Source organism: Paraburkholderia nodosa (assembly GCF_001718195.1).
Taxonomy (GTDB): Bacteria; Pseudomonadota; Gammaproteobacteria; order Burkholderiales; family Burkholderiaceae; genus Paraburkholderia; species Paraburkholderia nodosa_A.
Genome location: NZ_MCNV01000002.1, coordinates 344724 through 360565, shown reverse-complemented (window position 1 = coordinate 360565; position 15842 = coordinate 344724). Strand labels below are relative to the sequence as shown.

Sequence of the window (15842 nt, the reverse complement as noted above, 5' to 3'; positions counted from 1 at the left end):
GCTTTCCCCACGTACCGGCTGCGCGAGCCATGCACAGCCGGCGGACCCGTGTTTTGCCTCGCAAGGAGCATCCGGATGTCCCAGTCCAACTCGAATGCCGCCGACGGCATCGCGCCTCGCCGCCTCACGGCCGAGCAACTCGGCTGCAACTTTGCCGATGTCGCGCCGCCACTGTCCCCCAATGCGGCCGTCATTGCCGCCGACCGCTGCCACTATTGTTACGACGCGCCGTGTGTGGCGGCTTGCCCGACTGGCATCGACATTCCGGGCTTTATCCGCAGGATCGGCAACGGCAATCTCAAGGGCGCGGCGCGCGACATATTGAGCGCGAATCCTCTAGGCGGCACGTGTGCGCGCGTGTGCCCGACTGAAATTCTCTGCGAAGGCGCGTGCGTCCGGAATCATCAGGATGGCGAACCGGTTAGGATCGGCGCTCTTCAGCGCCATGCCACCGACTTTCAGATGGCGCGCGAAGCCGCTGGTGCGCCGCCGCTCTTCAAACGCGCGAGTGAGACGGGACGGCGCGTTGCCGTGGTCGGGGCCGGACCGGCGGGGCTCGCCTGCGCGCATACGCTTGCGCTCGCGGGGCATCGCGTGAGCGTGTTCGACGCGGGCGAGAAGCCGGGCGGCCTCAACGAATACGGCATCGCGGCGTACAAGGTCGTCGACGATTTCGCGCAGCGCGAGGTGCAATGGCTGCTTTCCATCGGTGGGATCGAAATACGTCGGGGCCAGCGGCTTGGCCGCGACATCACGCTTACGGAATTGCGAGCCGCGTACGACGCCGTGTTCATCGGCGTGGGACTCGGCGGTACGCAAGCGCTTGCCATTGAAGGCGAAGCGCTCGACGGCGTGCGCGATGCCGTGGACTTTATCGCTCGCCTGCGCGAAGCCGACGATCTTTCCACGCTTGCGGTGGGCCGCAAGGTGGTGGTGATCGGCGGCGGTAATACTGCCATCGACGCCGCTGTGCAAAGCCACAAGCTGGGCGCGGAGCAGGTGATGCTTGCGTATCGCCGCGGCGCGGCGCAGATGAGCGCCACCTGGGCCGAGCAGGAATTCGCACGCGCACAGGGTGTGGTGCTGGTCGAATGGATGAAGCCGCTGCGCATCACTGGCGACACCCGCGTGCAGGCTGTGGAGTTCGAGCGCACGGCGCTCGATGCGGGCGGCGCGTTGCGCGGCACCGGCGAGATCGTGCGTGTGGAAGCCGACATGGTCCTGAAAGCCATTGGCCAAAAGCTCTTGCCCGAAGGCCTGGTTGGCCTCGACGCCCTGCAACTTACTGCAGGCGGCGCGCGTATTGCCGTGGATGCAGACGGTGCGACCTCCATCGAAGGCGTCTTCGCGGGCGGCGACTGTGCGGGCCATGGCGCAACCGATCTCACCGTGCAGGCCGTGCAGGACGGCAAGCTCGCCGCGCGTGCAATCGACCGCTACCTCGCGAATCAGTCCGCCAGAGCCGCTTGAACTGCGCAGTTCGATCCAGCCGAACGACACACCGAATCCAGACAATACGAAGGAGTCGCATCATGGCCGACCTGCGCTGCACGATTGCCGGCATTGAATCGCCGAACCCATTCTGGCTCGCCTCCGCGCCGCCGACCGACAAGGCCTATAACGTCAACCGCGCCTTCGAGGCGGGTTGGGGCGGCGTGGTCTGGAAGACACTCGGGCTCGACCCGCACGTGGTGAACGTGAGCTCGCGCTATGGCGCCACCACGTGGCGCGGCCAGCGCATTGCGGGGTTGAACAACATCGAGCTCATTACCGACCGCCCGCTCGACGTGAACCTCAAGGAAATCGCGCAGGTGAAACGCGACTGGCCAGACCGGGCGCTCATCGTCTCGCTGATGGTGCCGTGCACCGAGCAGGACTGGAAGTGGATCTTGCCGCAGGTGGAAGATACCGGCGCCGATGCGGTGGAGCTCAATTTCGGCTGCCCGCATGGCATGAGCGAGCGCGGCATGGGCGCGGCCGTGGGGCAGGTGCCCGAATACATCGAAATGGTCACGCGCTGGGTGAAGGAGGGCACGCGCCTGCCTTGCCTCGTGAAACTCACGCCCAACGTGACCGACATACGCCACGGCGCGCGCGCGGCGATGAAGGGCGGCGCGGACGGCGTCTCGCTCATCAATACGATCAACTCGATCGTGGGTGTCGATCTCGACGTGATGGCGCCGCTGCCGACTGTGGATGGAAAAGGCACGCACGGCGGCTACTGCGGCCCCGCGGCGAAGCCCATTGCGCTGCACATGGTCGCGGAAATCGCGCGCGACCCGCAAACGCACGGCTTGCCCATCTCCGGCATCGGCGGCATTTCCGACTGGCGCGACGCCGCCGAATTCATCGTGCTGGGCGCGGGGAGCGTGCAGGTTTGCACCGCCGCGATGCACTACGGATTCCGAATCGTCAGCGATATGATCGACGGCCTCTCCAACTGGATGGACGACAAGGGCTACGCGGATCTCGACGCCATTCGCGGCCGCGCCGTGCCCAACGTCACCGACTGGCAGTACCTGAACCTGAACTACGACATCAAGGCGCGCATCGATCAGGACCGCTGCATCCAGTGCGGGCTCTGCCATATCGCCTGCGAGGACACCTCGCATCAGGCCATCACCGCCACGCGCGACGGCAAGCGTCACTTCGAGGTGGTCGACGCCAACTGCGTCGGGTGCAATTTATGCATGCACGTCTGCCCGGTCGACCAATGCATCACGATGGAGCGCGTCGACTCGGGCCGCTACGCGAACTGGACCACGCATCCCAACAACCCCGCGCGCGTGGCCGATCCGAAAGCCGCCTGACCCATCGAAACAGAACTGAACCGAACCAGACCAACGACAAGTCACGGAGAACTGCAACCATGAGTCAGCCATTGACAGGCGACGCCAGCGCGCGCCGCGCCGAAAGCGAGTTATACAACGACGATCTCGCGCCAACCGGCGCAGCGCAGCGCACGTGGCGCTGGTATCACTTCGGGGCGCTCTGGGTGGGCATGGTGATGAACATCGCCTCGTACATGCTCGCGGCCGGACTCACCGAGCAGGGCATGTCGCCATGGCAGTCCGTGCTCACGGTGCTGCTCGGCAATCTCATCGTGCTCGTGCCGATGCTGCTGATCGGCCACGCAGGCACGAAATACGGCATCCCCTACGCGGTGCTGGTGCGTTCCTCGTTCGGCACGCAAGGCGCGAAGCTGCCCGCCATGCTGCGCGCCATCGTGGCGTGCGGCTGGTACGGTATCCAGTCGTGGCTCGGTGGCAGTGCCATCTATACGCTCGCCAATATCCTCACGCACAACGCACTGGTGGGCGACGCGCTGCCGTTTCTCGGCATCTCGATCGGCCAGGGCGCGTGCTTCCTCGTGTTCTGGGTGCTGCAACTCTATTTCATCCTGCACGGCACCGACTCGATCCGCTGGCTCGAAAGCTGGTCCGCGCCCATCAAGGTCGTGATGTGCGTGGTGCTCGTGTGGTGGGCCTGCTCGAAGGCGGGCGGCGTGGGTTCGATGCTCTCGCAGCCTTCCCAGTTCGCCGCTGGCGGCAAGAAGGCAGGTCTCTTCTGGGCGACGTTCTGGCCGAGCCTCACGGCCATGGTGGGCTTCTGGGCCACGCTCGCGCTCAACATTCCCGACTTCACGCGCTTCGCGAAAACGCAAAAGGACCAGTTCGTGGGGCAGGCCATCGGTCTGCCCATTCCGATGGCGCTGCTTTCGGTGGTCTCGGTCGTCGTGACTTCGGCCACGGTGGTGATCTACGGCAAGGCGATCTGGGACCCCATCGATCTCACGAGCCGCATGGAAGGCGTGGGCGTGGGCATCGCGCTCGTCATCCTCACGCTCGACACGATGTGCTGCAATCTCGCCGCGAATCTCGTCGGCCCGGCCTACGATTTTTCGAGCCTCTGGCCCAAGGCCATCTCGTACAAGGCGGGTGGGCTCATTACCGCGGGTATTGCCATCGTGATGATGCCGTGGAAGATTCTCGCCACCACTCAGGGCTACATTTTCACCTGGCTCGTTGGCTATTCGGCGCTGCTCGGACCCGTGGCGGGCATTCTCATCGTCGATTACTTCCTCGTTCGCGGCACGCGCCTGAATACGGCTGAGCTATTCGAAGAGAACGGCGAATACGCCTACTCGAACGGCTGGAATATGGCGGCCGTCATCGCGCTGGTCCTGGGTGTGCTGCCCAATCTGCCGGGCTTTCTCAACACCGCATTTCCGAGTGTGTTTCCGTCCGTGCCCGACGCGTTCAAAAGCATTTACACCTATGCGTGGTTCGTGGGGCTCGCGATTGCGGCGCTCGTCTACGGCGTGATGATGAAGCTCGGCAAGAGCCGGCGACCGAGCGTGGCGAGCGCGTGAGTCGTGGCAGTGTGAATTCGTTCAACTGAAGGAGACTGGGCATCATGGCGATCCTGATTCGAGGCGGCACCGTCGTCAATGCGGACAAGAGCTGGCGGGCGGACGTGCTCTGCGAAAACGGCGTGATCCAGACCGTGGGCGAAAACCTCGACGCGCCCGCGGGCGCGACCGTAGTCGACGCAGGCGGCCAGTATGTGATGCCGGGCGGCATCGACCCGCATACGCACATGGAGCTGCCGTTCATGGGCACGACGGCGAGCGACGACTTCTACACGGGCACGGCGGCGGGCCTCGCGGGCGGCACGACGTCGATCATCGATTTCGTGATTCCCAACCCGAAGCAGCCGCTCATGGATGCGTTTCGCGAGTGGCGCGGCTGGGCCGAAAAAGCCGCCACCGACTATGGCTTCCACGTGGCGGTCACGTGGTGGGACGACAGCGTGCATCGCGACATGGGCCTGCTCGTGAACGAACACGGCGTGTCGAGCTTCAAGCACTTCATGGCGTACAAGAACGCCATCATGGCCGACGACGAGATCCTCGTGAACAGCTTTGCGCGTTCGCTCGAACTGGGCGCGCTGCCTACTGTGCATGCCGAGAATGGCGAACTCGTCTTCCAGTTGCAGCGGCAACTGCTTGCACGTGGCTTCACGGGGCCCGAGGCGCATCCGCTCTCAAGGCCGCCCGAAGTCGAAGGCGAGGCGGCGAACCGCGCAATTCGCATTGCGCAGGTGCTGGGCGTGCCCGTGTATATCGTGCATGTTTCAGCGAAAGACGCGCTCGAAGCCATCGCTCGCGCGCGCAGCGAAGGGCAACGCGTGTTCGGCGAGGTGCTCGCCGGGCATCTGGTGATCGACGAGTCCGTATATCGCGACCCGGACTGGACGCGTGCCGCTGCCCATGTGATGAGCCCGCCGTTCCGCACGAAAGAACATCGCGACGCGCTCTGGCGCGGGCTGCAAGGCGGGCTGCTGCACACCACGGCGACCGACCACTGCGTGTTCTGTGCTTCGCAGAAGGCAATGGGCCGCAACGATTTCACGAGGATTCCGAACGGATGCGGCGGCGTGGAGGATCGCATGGCCGTGCTGTGGGATCAGGGCGTGAACACGGGCCGGCTCACGCCGAACGAGTTCGTGCGGGTGACCTCCACGAACGCCGCGCAGATCTTCAATCTGTATCCGCGCAAGGGCACGGTGGCTGTCGGCGCCGATGCCGACCTCGTCGTGTGGGACCCGCAGGCCACGCGCACGATCTCGGTGAAGACCCATCATCAGAACGTCGACTTCAACGTCTTCGAAGGCATGACCGTGCGGGGCGTCCCCACGCATACGGTCTCACAAGGCGAACTCGTGTGGGCGAACGGCGATCTGCGGGCGCGGCGCGGTGCCGGGCGGTATCTGAAGCGGCCTGCGAATCCCGGCTATCTGCAGGCTTCGCGGCTTGCGAAGAGCTTGAAGGAGACGCAGCCGGTGCATCGGGAGGGGGATGCGACCAGCCAGGCGAGAGGGCTCGGTTAGTCTGATCGACGGCAGCGTGCCGTTTCAGGGGACCAGACTTCTCACGTAGTTGATCGGGGCGTGATCCGCGAGGTCCCGCACCATGACGTCACCGATGCGCCACGCGTATTGGAGCAGATAGTCCTCCCGGGCGGCGGCGCGGTCCGCTTGCACGAAAGCATCGTCGGCGTGCGGAGCGAGTTTGCCTTCGCGCGTGATGTAGTTCGACGCTCCCGCGTGAACGTATCCTCCAATGGGCGGTGGCAAGTCGGTGACGAGATCGCAGCAATCGACATAGCGCCTGATGCCGACCGGGCCAAGGGTGGCGACAAACGTCGCGTCGCCTACGCGTGGCGAACCGAATGTCACGAGGGCATTGGGCGTGCAAAGGCTGGCAAAGAGCGTCGCGATGGCCGCACCGAGGCTATGACCTGTCAAGATGAGCTGTTTTCTCGTCGGCGCGGTCTCGTTCAACCAGTTGCCGACTGCTTCGCGCAAGCCGCGGGCGGCGCCTGCAAATCCAGCATGAACCTGACAGGCGCTTTCCGTCCACTTTGTCATGCTGATCTCCAGGTCTGTTGCGATATCGGTGAGCGATTGCGGTTCCGTTCCCCGGAACGCGAGCACGGCGAGGCCATCGGAGCGCCTCACGGCGCCGAAGCCATGCGTGTCGTCGTCGGCATTGTTGAAGGGAACAGCGCTTTCGAAACCCACGAGGGCGAGCGCTTGTTCGAGCCGCTGAAGTTCAGCGCCGCCTTGTTCGTAGCGTATATAGGCAAGCCGCGCGAACTCCGCGCACAGCCCGTCGATTTCGTATTTGCTACCGGCAGTGAACACTGTAGGCCTGAGCTGCGGTGAGTTGAGCGCGTCGCGTGATGCGTCGTAGGGGATAGAACACATGTGCATCTCCGTGTGCAACCGCTAATCAAAAGCGCTGATTCTGTATCGCTTGTTGTTAATTGTTTTATACACAATGGAAAACGGAAATTTACTCAGAATGAGGCCTATCAGAAATTCGTTGTTGCAGTAGATCTCCTCTGGCCCAACGGCCTGGATGGTATCCAATAGCAAGTGCTGATCACCCTTGAATTCCACATGGCAATCCACCTTCCATTCCGGTTTCAGATTCAACGGGCAGGCGGAGTCGTCGATTGCCAAAGTCTTCTTATACCGCTGCTCTTCCAGCAGTGCCGCTTCCGCCTTCACGAAATCATCGAGGCACTGGCGGCTGGTGACATACCGTTCCCATGGCAATACTGCGCGCACCGAAGAGCAGTCTTTGTAGTGGTCCGCCTCCGTTCGACTATCGGCGTGGTGCACCAGCGTCAGCACTTTGATCAAAGACTTGTCTCCAACAAAGGAGAGCAAATACTCGTAGCAATTGGCCAGCGTATATCCCACGCCGGCAACATCGTCCACCAGCAGGATTCTCTTGCCTTCCTTGACGCAGGCATCGACAAGATCAAACACTTTCTTGTTGTTGATTTCAGCTTTCGCTTCCCCACGATCGTAGTGTACGAAGTCGACGGGCAGGCCCAACATCTGCGAAAGCATCAGGGCCGGGATGGCGCCTCCGCGCAAGATGCCGAGTATCAAACCGATGTTTTCCCGAACCAGTTGCTCTCTTTTCGACAGGCAAAAGGTCTCTATGTCGTCGTAGCCATAAAAGTAGACGGGAAGTCGGGCAAATTCTGTGTTCACCTGATTTCGTTCCTTTCACCTACAGTGTTACGCCAGGCGCTTTACTGCGTGTGCGATCCGCTGACCTGCTTGAGCGTCGGATCGAGCAGCGCAGCCTTGACGTCGAGCGAAGACGTTTGCCCGAGATTCGCATAGTTCGTTTTGAGCCACACGTCCGCTACCTCGCGTCCACGATCGAACAGCGTTTTGAACAGCGACCAGGACGTGCTGCTCTTGGAGACGAAGCCGAACTGCGCGAGAAAGTCGTCGTCGCGAATCAGGTGAAACCGGACGGTCTTGAAGCGGCTTTGGCTAGCGGCTTCCTCGCCAACCGAGTCGAGCACGCGGTTGACGGCTTCGATCGCGTTGATCTCCAGCACCACGGAAGCATTGAAACCGATTTCGTTGAGCCGGTTCAGAATGCCGCGCGCATTTTTCGGCGGCATGTCGTGGCGCCTGAACGGATTCACGAGGATCAGGATCAGGTCCTGGGCATGGGCGATCAACGGCGCCAAAGGCGGATTGCCCAGATAGCCGCCGTCCCAGTACGGCACACCGTGGAGGTTCACGGTGCGGAATTCGCTTGGCAGGCATGCGGAAGCGCGCAGCACGTCGACGGAAATTTCGGGTTGCGTAAAGAGGGTGCGCTCGTTGGTTCGCACGTTCGTCGCGCAGATGAAAACCTGCGGGCTCCCGTTCTTCGCGTTGAGCGTGGAGAGATCCGTTTCCGTGAGCGAGGAGCGGATCACCGGGCCGAGCGGATCGCGATAGAAGGGATTGTTGTAAGGCGAAGCAACGAGTCCCACGATCTCCGAGAAGATGGCGCCAGGACTCCAGTCGATATTCCAGCCGCCAAACGGCCCCGGCTCGGAAAAGCCGAAGAGCGCATTGCCGACCCGCTCCCCGGCGCGCGACACCGCTTCCCAGAAAGTGCGCAGTTTCTCGCGCGCTTGCGTGACTCCCCCGCTGGCCAGGCCCGCCGCGCAGAGCGTCGCGTTGATTCCGCCCGCGCTCGCGCCGCTGATCGCCTCGACACTGAACGGCGTGCCTTGCGATGTCGATTCCAGCAATCGATCGAGCACGCCCCACGTGAAGGCGCCATGCGAGCCGCCGCCTTGCAGGGCAAGCGCGACTTTGGGGCCGGACTGCTGCACGCCGCTCGTGGATTCCGCTGTCGCCATGGCTCCTCTCTCGTCGTCATCGCGTTGCCGGCAATCGTACGCGCGAGGGGGAATGCGCGTGCTGCAAATGCCGCCTCAGGAACCGGCGAGGGCGGGCGGCGCGGCCTTGAGCGCGTGGGTTATCAGCGCGATCGCCGCACGCTCACCGGCCGGATCGGCCGGAATTCTTCCGTCGAGCGCAAGCGTCGCCAGACCGTGAACCAGCCCCCAGCAGGCGAGCACCCCCGCCTCGACGCAATGCGGCGCGAGCTCCGCCACGTTGCGTGCCATCAGCGTATAGGCGCCCCGGCAATCCTCATGGGGCAAGGCGAGTCCTGCCCCGTCCGCGAACATCAGCCGGAACAGTGCTGGATGCGCGCGGGCGAAGCCAACGTAGGCCACGCCCTGCGCCTCGAGCGCTTCGCGCGCGTCGTGGGCCTCGTTGGCGCGCGCGGCGCCTGCCTCGAGCATGGCAAAGCCCTTGAGCGCGACGGCGCCCATCAGCGCCGCCTTGTCCTCGAAATGGCGATAGGGCGCCATCGCCGAGACGCCTGCGGCCCGCGCCACGGCACGCAGGCTGACATCGCTTTCGCCCTGTTCGAGCAAGGCCAGCGCGCAATCGACCAGACGGTCGCGCAGGGACAAATTCGAATCGCTCATTTGTTGTTTACACTGTAATCAATCGGGATTATGCTTACAGCGTAAACAAACGGGAGCCGCCATGCAAGCCTCTGTTACCCGCAGGTCCGTCGACCTCAGCACGTACCCGAATCTCGTTGTCATCATCCTGGGCTTTCGCGTGCGCCGGATGCGGGGGATCGCGACGTTGTTCGGCATCGGCAAAGGCTTGCGGCAAATCGATTTGAATCCGCCAGACGGATTGCTCTCCAGCGAGCAGTTCCTGTTCGCCCTCAACCATGTCGGTATCCGCCAGTATTGGCGCGACCTCGAAAGCCTCGAAGCGTTTACCCGCAGCGCGCCGCATTCGCGCTGGTGGGGCGAGTTTCTGCGCGACAGCGGCGGCGCGGGCTTCTGGCATGAAAGCTATAGCCGTCAGGGGATGGAGGCGGTTTATATCGACATGCCCGGCCCCGTGGGCTTCGATCGCTTTGCGCCGGCACGCCAGCCGACCGGCCCTTTTATGAGCGCGCGAAAGCGCATGGCGGCGGACTAGATCAGGGCGCCATTCACTGCGTCGTCTCATGTACCGCGACGGGCCTGCCGCAAGCGCCTTCATGTGCGCCCTGGTTATCGAACACCTCGATATCCTCGTGCAGAATGCGCCGGATTTCAAAAATCGCCTCGGGGGTTTCCTGAACGCTGTGCCCCGAAACGATCACTTTTTCGGAGAGAGCGCCGTCGAGATGCGCGCTGCGATAGGGGACGACCCCGTCATCGGAATCTTCGAGCGGGCCCGTCTCGCGGCGTCGCGCAATGATCGAGTGAAAGCACACATCGGGGCTGATCGGCAGGCGTGAAATCGACTGGATGATCGGATCGGTCTCGCGCAACTGCTCGATGCTGTTGGGAACCATGATGGTCTTTCCCGCGCGCTGGGTGCTATCCGCATTAGTGGCGCTCTGCAGCATCTCGTCGATCTCCTTCAGCAGCGCAATCGGCAAGCGCACGAGGTTTGCAACCCAGCGAGACAGGCGATTGCTCGCGAACGGCGTGCCGCGGTGTGGCGTGGCGATGAAGATCGCGCGCTCGACCTGCGGCATCGGCGTAAAGCGCAGCAGGCGATTGAGTCGCTCATCCTCGCGGATGATGTCGACCCCTTCGGGCAGGTACTTGTTCTGGACGGTTACCCACAGAACGTCGTCGGAGGAAGAGACGAGCAACCGCGCGAGGACGCCGCCCATGCTGTGCCCGATCAGCACCATGCCGTTCGAAGCCGGCAGCTTGCCTGCGGGATCGAAATGCGCGAGCGTCAGTTGCACCGCCTGCCTTATCCTCGCAAGGTTCACGAGAATGGGCACGTTGGTCGGGTAATAGACCTGCCAGACCTGGAAATGCTGGCGCAGCATGTCGTCGCCCTGAATGTCGTTGGCGACGTTGACCCATGCCTCGGGGCTGCTGGCCAGGCCGTGCAGCATCAGAACGATGCGCCGGTCCGGATCGAACGGTTGCATCATGTAAATGCGCGGACGATCGATGCCCCTCGTGCGGCCGAGCAACGAACGCAAGGACTGCCTGGCAAAGCCGGAGCGAGCGAGCCAGATGCCGTAGCCCGCGCTGAAGTTGGCCGCGAGCGGCACGGTCTCGCCATTGATCTCTACGCTTTTTACGCGAAACGGATCGTAGGCGGAGAACACCACGTCGTGCGAAGCGAGCAGCTGCTCGAGCGTGCCATTGCCAAACAGCAGCAGTGCGGTGACGTTCGGTGAAGGCATTTCATTGAACGGACGCGAGCCGGGCGCGAACCAGAAGGTTGAGCCTGCGTTCGCATTCGCATCGTCTTCAGCCGTTGTCGCTGCGCTGTTGGTCGTGGCGCTATCCGGGTCGGGCTGGGCGGGCTGTGTGACCGCAACCAGATCCGCGCCGAGGCCGTCACGCCGATAGGTATTGTGGAGTCCCGCGAACGACAGGCCCGTGGCGGGAATGACTTCGCTGAGTTCGCGTACGCCCTCGGGCAGCCGGACCTCTCTCAGGTCGATATGAATGGTCCAGCCTGCGATGAATTGATTTGCCGGATCGCGATGGCCGTTGGTCGTTTCAGTGGTGCCGCGCAGAAACAGCGCGCCGGCAAGCTCCTGGACCGCATAGTTGTAGTAGTCGCGAACCTGCGTCTGGCGGTCCTCGAAGGCCCGTTCGCCAGCCGTGCGCTGGCCGAGGAACAGAAACGCGTACGCGTATCGCGCTGTCTTGAGCCACGAATCGAATTGAGTGTCGGTCCAGGGGGTGCCGGCAGGCGGCGTCTGCTCGAGCGCCATCTGCAGCGATAACTCGGCGAGGCAGGCGAGGCGCTGTCCGGTACTGAGTCCGCCGACGGTTGCGATCGTATCGATACACGCTTGCGGCGCGCTCTGGCACGAACTTTCGTCGAGGGCCGCGACCCGCAACGTGGCCTGTGTCGCCGCGCTCAGCTGGCCGGTCGAGAGAATGTCTCCGCGACGCATGGCAAAGTACTGCTGCGGGCCGAGCGAGTTCACGCGCACCATCGCGCAGCCGCAGAGCAGCGCGGCAGCGAGGAGGGCCGACAGATTGGCCAACACATGGGCTAACGGCGGGCAACGCGGCATGCGGGATGGATAATTGCGCGTCATGAAGGATCCAGGCCGTTCGCGCGGTCCCGCACGTGCGTGTGGCGAAATGAGGGACGGCGCAGCGCGGTGGCCGGCAGACCGATGTATACCAGCCTGATATGGATCGCGTCCGCACGGTGATCCACGGCCGACGCCCATGCGCTCGCCCGGGTTGACTCGCGCCGCCGGCATCAACAGACTCTAGTCATCACCGATCCTGACGGGAGCGAACTTGGCCAACCCGGATCTTGTTGCAAGCGAGCCGCAGGGCGCGCACGTCGTCGCCGCGCAGGCGAGCCCGTGCGACGCGCTCGTGATCTGCGCGCAGCCCACCTCAGTCGACCGTCCGTGCCGGCGCAAGCGTCTCGCGCTCGCGGCGACGATCCTGGGGTCGAGCATGGCGTTCATCGACGGCTCGGTCGTCAACGTCGCACTGCCGTCCATTCAGAGCGAACTCGGTGCGAGCGTCGCGGCGATCCAATGGGTCGTCAACGCGTATCTGCTGTTTCTCGGCTCCCTCGTGCTGGTCGGCGGGTCGATGGGGGACAAGCTTGGCCGCCGCACGGTGTTCATCGCGGGCATCGCGCTGTTTACGCTGGCGTCGGCGGCCTGTGGCCTCGCGCCGAATGCGGCTGCGCTGATCGCCGCACGCGCGGTTCAGGGCATCGGCGCGGCGCTGCTCGTACCCGGCAGCCTCGCGATCATCGGCGCGGTGTTCGACGGCGAAGCGCGTGGCCGGGCGATCGGCACCTGGGCGGGCGTCGGCGCGATCACGTCGGCGGTGGGGCCCGTGGCGGGCGGCTGGCTCGTCGATGCATTTTCCTGGCGCGCGATCTTCTTCCTGAATGTCCCGCTCGCCGCGCTCACGATCGCGCTCGCCATGTCATCGGTGCCCAACAGCCAAAGGCTCGATGCGCCCGGGCAACTCGACTGGCCGGGCGCGCTGGCCGCGGCGGCAGGCCTCGCCAGTCTGACTTTCGGGCTGACCCAGGCGTCGGCGCGAGGCTTCCAGCATCCTTTCGTGCTGGTTGCAATCGGCGCCGGTGTGCTCGTGCTCGCCGCGTTCGTGATGATCGAAGCGCGCAGCGCCAATCCCATGATGCCGCTCGATGTGTTCCGTTCGCGCGACTTCACGGGCGCGAATCTCGTCACACTGCTGGTTTACTTCGGGCTCGGCGGCGCGTTCTTCTTCCTGCCGTTCACGTTGATCCGCGCGCATGGTTTTACCGCGACCGAAGCCGGCGCGGCGCTGTTGCCGGTGCCCGTCATCATCGGTTTGCTGTCGCGCTTCACCGGTGGACTGACGAGCCGCTTTGGCTCGCGCGCGCTGTTGACCGTTGGCCCGGGCGTCGCCGGGCTAGGGTTCACGCTATTGGCGCTGCCGCTCGTGCACGGCAGCTACTGGAGCGGATTCTTCCCTGCGCTCGCGGTGCTCGGCCTCGGCATGACGATCACCGTCGCGCCGCTCACCACGACCGTGATGGGCGCGGTGTCGAGCGAGCGCACCGGCGTCGCCTCCGGCATCAACAACGCCGTTGCGCGCGTGGCGAGCCTGCTGGCGGTAGCGGTGCTCGGCATCGTGTTCGTGTGGTCGCATCACGCCGCGCTAGCCGCGCGCCTCGACGCATCGCACGTGACGGTGGACGCACGCCAGATCGGACAACTGCTCGAGCCGGACGGACAAGATAGGCCCGCATCGGACGGCGCCGGCACGCCGCACGCAACGTTGGTGGCGCGTGCGCAAGCGGAGGCCATGCTAGACGCGCTGCGTGCCGTCGCCGTTGTGTCCGCCGCGTGCGCGTTCGCTGGAGCGGCTATTGCGGCGGCAGCCATACAGCCGCGGAAATGAATTGCGAACGTTTGCAATCGAGCTAATGCGTGGAGATGACGCTTCAGCCCTCTTTCCGGCACGAAATCGGACGTCGTCGAATACGAGGTGCCGATGATCGCGATACTCGGCAGACCGGCATCGCGGGAACTGGACGAACGGGATTTGCAGGCGCCGCTCGAAGCGGAAGACGACGTGGTCGTGCCGAAAGCCCATCCGTTCGGCACGATGGCTTCGCGTTGAGGCTTTCGGTCCGGGTAATCAATCCTGCGGGTGCCTGCGATCAGGCCTTCAGCAGTTCGGACGCGAAGGTATTCGCATGCGCTACGGCCTCGTGCGCATTCGGGAACACGCCGAGCTGCTCCCAGCGTTCCTCGACCGCGTAGGTGCCTTTTATCGCGAGCGCCCTCTGCACGCGCAATTGCGCTGCGTACCCGCCGTCCTCGAGGGGGCGAGCCGTCGCGATGATCCTGTGCGGGGGGCCGGATCGTTCCGGTTGAACCAACTGGGCAGGACCGCCGGGTATGCCGACATCCTTCAACTCGTTCCGGGCGTTGCAGTCCGGGCAGTAGAAGCACCACCCGTCGTCCTCGTGACTGGCTCTGACCTGACCGCGAGCCAGCACGGCACGGCATTCAACGTTTTCGCAGATGAACGGCATCGCAGTCTCCGAAGTTGTTTGAAGGGAGCCTAGCACGTCCTCCGTCGGTCAACCATTGGCGATGTTGCCGGCCCGGCGTCAAGGAAAACCATCAAGCACGGGCCCGACGCCGGGTCGGCTCTTGTGCTGCGTCTACGCGACCCTGCGAGTCAGATCTACCTGTCCCGAGGCGCCCGCGCTCAGCTCGGCGCGATCCGATTCGGGCACTTCGCCCGCGCGCCGGTGGATATCGTGCGTGACGAAGCCTTGCTCCCGGCTCGGGATCGCGAACCAGTCGGGATGCGCAAACGACGCGCGAATGTCTTCGACGCCACTCGACCAGTGCTCTTGCATGGTGTCGGCACTGAATTCGTAGTCCTTGTAATGCCCTTCGTAAGGCTTGTTCTTGTAGATCAGATGGACCACGTTGATCGACGACCCATCGGCCACCTGCTCGGCGAGCCGAAAGAGGGGATCGTTGCGCCGCGCCTCGGCGGGTACGTGCTCGAGGAGTTCCTTGATAAAGCGCGCGTGCTTTTGCCGATCGGCAAGCATGTTGGTGATGGCGCGCGTGCGGCTCGAATATTGAATGTCCTTGGCGCGTTCGGCCACGTCCAGGAAATCGGCGGGTACGTTGCCGCTCGCGCTCCATAGATCGACCTGGAATACGAGCGTGTCCTTGTGGTCGGCGTCACGCAGCACCTCCGTGAGCGGTGTGTTCGACACGAGGCCGCCGTCCCAGTAATACTCGCCGTCGATTTCCACGGCCGGAAAACCCGGCGGCAGCGCGCCCGATGCCATGAAGTGCTCCGGCTCGAGCCGCATTTTGGCGTTGTCGAAATAGACGAGATTACCGCTGCGCACGTTCACCGCGCCCACGGACACGCGGATCGGGCCGTCGTTGATACGGTCGAAATCGGCGAAGCGTTGCAGCGTCGACTTCAGTGCGGCCGTGTCGTAGTAGCTCACCGCATTCGGCGTCGCCTTCTGCCAGCCCGCGACGGGCAGCGGGCGGCGCGGCGCGAAAAAGCCGGGCTGGCCTTCAGTGAGTGCGCGACCCGCGGCCCACATGCTGGCCCAGCGGCGCGAAAAATCCTGCTGGCTGAACATCGGCATGGCGAGCGCGCCGAGGTTGCCGAACCAGTCGAGCGGATGGCAGATCGACTCCCAGAACCCACGCAGCGCTTCGACGCGCCGCGCGGGTTCGTTGCCCGCAATAATCGCCGTGTTGAGCGCGCCGATCGACACGCCCGCAATGCGATGCGGTTCGACGCCGGCCTGCGCGAGCCCTTCGAACACGCCGGCCTGATAGGACCCGAGCGCGCCGCCGCCCTGCAAAACAAGGGCGATTTCGTCGTAGCGCGGCAGCTCAAACGGCTTGCGCTCCCTGCGGGCGGTTAGATTGCTGCTGCGCATAC

At 64.0% G+C, this 15842-nt stretch carries 14 protein-coding genes; 7 read left to right on the top strand and 7 right to left on the bottom strand.

Going from position 1 to position 15842, the window contains the following annotated elements:
• Positions 1 to 75: 75 nt before the first annotated feature.
• From BFD71_RS04955 to hydA, 4 genes are all read left to right on the top strand, one after another.
• The gene (locus tag BFD71_RS04955; RefSeq protein ID WP_069262156.1) at positions 76 to 1470 is read left to right on the top strand and encodes an NAD(P)-dependent oxidoreductase; all 1395 of its coding nucleotides are present in this window, start codon (positions 76 to 78) and stop codon (positions 1468 to 1470) included.
• Between the two features lie 62 nt (positions 1471 to 1532).
• Positions 1533 to 2810, top strand: a complete 1278-nt coding sequence (gene preA / locus BFD71_RS04950; RefSeq protein WP_069262155.1) for an NAD-dependent dihydropyrimidine dehydrogenase subunit PreA — start codon at positions 1533 to 1535, stop codon at positions 2808 to 2810.
• A gap of 59 nt (positions 2811 to 2869) precedes the next feature.
• Positions 2870 to 4372: an NCS1 family nucleobase:cation symporter-1 gene (locus BFD71_RS04945; protein ID WP_069262154.1), complete on the top strand. Its 1503-nt coding sequence runs from the start codon at positions 2870 to 2872 to the stop codon at positions 4370 to 4372.
• Positions 4373 to 4416: 44 nt separating this feature from the next.
• Complete coding sequence (gene hydA, locus BFD71_RS04940) at positions 4417 to 5892, top strand: dihydropyrimidinase (RefSeq protein WP_069262153.1); 1476 nt, start codon at positions 4417 to 4419, stop codon at positions 5890 to 5892.
• Positions 5893 to 5916: 24 nt separating this feature from the next.
• Here the strand turns inward: hydA and BFD71_RS04935 are convergent, their stop codons facing one another.
• The 4 genes from BFD71_RS04935 to BFD71_RS04920 form a co-directional block, all read right to left on the bottom strand.
• Entirely contained in the window at positions 5917 to 6789 is an 873-nt protein-coding gene (locus tag BFD71_RS04935) for a lipase family protein (protein ID WP_176732826.1), read from the bottom strand.
• 3 nt (positions 6790 to 6792) lie between these two features.
• The gene (locus BFD71_RS04930; protein ID WP_069262151.1) at positions 6793 to 7572 is read right to left on the bottom strand and encodes a phosphoribosyltransferase; all 780 of its coding nucleotides are present in this window, start codon (positions 7570 to 7572) and stop codon (positions 6793 to 6795) included.
• 41 nt (positions 7573 to 7613) lie between these two features.
• Positions 7614 to 8732, bottom strand: coding sequence for a patatin-like phospholipase family protein (locus BFD71_RS04925; protein ID WP_069262150.1), 1119 nt, complete (start codon positions 8730 to 8732; stop codon positions 7614 to 7616).
• Between the two features lie 75 nt (positions 8733 to 8807).
• Entirely contained in the window at positions 8808 to 9371 is a 564-nt protein-coding gene (locus BFD71_RS04920; RefSeq protein ID WP_069262149.1) for a TetR/AcrR family transcriptional regulator, read from the bottom strand.
• 61 nt (positions 9372 to 9432) lie between these two features.
• On the opposite strand from BFD71_RS04920, the gene BFD71_RS04915 reads away from it, so the two are divergent.
• Positions 9433 to 9885, top strand: coding sequence for a monooxygenase family protein (locus BFD71_RS04915; protein ID WP_069262148.1), 453 nt, complete (start codon positions 9433 to 9435; stop codon positions 9883 to 9885).
• 13 nt (positions 9886 to 9898) lie between these two features.
• Here BFD71_RS04915 and BFD71_RS04910 read toward each other — a convergent pair whose 3' ends face one another.
• Positions 9899 to 11977 carry an esterase/lipase family protein gene (locus tag BFD71_RS04910; RefSeq protein ID WP_256094493.1) on the bottom strand — a complete coding sequence of 693 codons (2079 nt, stop codon included), beginning with the start codon at positions 11975 to 11977 and terminating at the stop codon, positions 9899 to 9901.
• A 211-nt stretch (positions 11978 to 12188) separates the two neighbouring features.
• Between BFD71_RS04910 and BFD71_RS04905 the strand changes: the two genes are divergently transcribed.
• Positions 12189 to 13805, top strand: coding sequence for an MFS transporter (locus tag BFD71_RS04905; RefSeq protein ID WP_069262147.1), 1617 nt, complete (start codon positions 12189 to 12191; stop codon positions 13803 to 13805).
• Positions 13806 to 13898: 93 nt separating this feature from the next.
• Entirely contained in the window at positions 13899 to 14027 is a 129-nt protein-coding gene (locus BFD71_RS42015; RefSeq protein WP_256094492.1) for a hypothetical protein, read from the top strand.
• 40 nt (positions 14028 to 14067) lie between these two features.
• Here the strand turns inward: BFD71_RS42015 and BFD71_RS04900 are convergent, their stop codons facing one another.
• Together BFD71_RS04900 and BFD71_RS04895 are read right to left on the bottom strand one after the other, a co-directional pair.
• Positions 14068 to 14445: a hypothetical protein gene (locus BFD71_RS04900; protein ID WP_069262146.1), complete on the bottom strand. Its 378-nt coding sequence runs from the start codon at positions 14443 to 14445 to the stop codon at positions 14068 to 14070.
• 132 nt (positions 14446 to 14577) lie between these two features.
• Positions 14578 to 15840, bottom strand: coding sequence for a DUF3734 domain-containing protein (locus tag BFD71_RS04895; RefSeq protein ID WP_069262145.1), 1263 nt, complete (start codon positions 15838 to 15840; stop codon positions 14578 to 14580).
• Positions 15841 to 15842 lie beyond the last annotated feature (2 nt).

Bases quoted from the DNA above. Each gene is read 5' to 3' on its own strand.
- BFD71_RS04955 (WP_069262156.1), top strand. From the start codon at position 76: ATGTCCCAGTCCAACTCGAATGCCGCCGACGGCATCGCGCCTCGCCGC.
- preA (WP_069262155.1), top strand. From the start codon at position 1,533: ATGGCCGACCTGCGCTGCACGATTGCCGGCATTGAATCGCCGAACCCA.
- BFD71_RS04945 (WP_069262154.1), top strand. From the start codon at position 2,870: ATGAGTCAGCCATTGACAGGCGACGCCAGCGCGCGCCGCGCCGAAAGC.
- hydA (WP_069262153.1), top strand. From the start codon at position 4,417: ATGGCGATCCTGATTCGAGGCGGCACCGTCGTCAATGCGGACAAGAGC.
- BFD71_RS04900 (WP_069262146.1), bottom strand. From the start codon at position 14,445: ATGCCGTTCATCTGCGAAAACGTTGAATGCCGTGCCGTGCTGGCTCGC.
- BFD71_RS04915 (WP_069262148.1), top strand. From the start codon at position 9,433: ATGCAAGCCTCTGTTACCCGCAGGTCCGTCGACCTCAGCACGTACCCG.
- BFD71_RS04895 (WP_069262145.1), bottom strand. From the start codon at position 15,840: ATGCGCAGCAGCAATCTAACCGCCCGCAGGGAGCGCAAGCCGTTTGAG.
- BFD71_RS04910 (WP_256094493.1), bottom strand. From the start codon at position 11,977: ATGACGCGCAATTATCCATCCCGCATGCCGCGTTGCCCGCCGTTAGCC.
- BFD71_RS04920 (WP_069262149.1), bottom strand. From the start codon at position 9,371: ATGAGCGATTCGAATTTGTCCCTGCGCGACCGTCTGGTCGATTGCGCG.
- BFD71_RS04925 (WP_069262150.1), bottom strand. From the start codon at position 8,732: ATGGCGACAGCGGAATCCACGAGCGGCGTGCAGCAGTCCGGCCCCAAA.
- BFD71_RS42015 (WP_256094492.1), top strand. From the start codon at position 13,899: ATGATCGCGATACTCGGCAGACCGGCATCGCGGGAACTGGACGAACGG.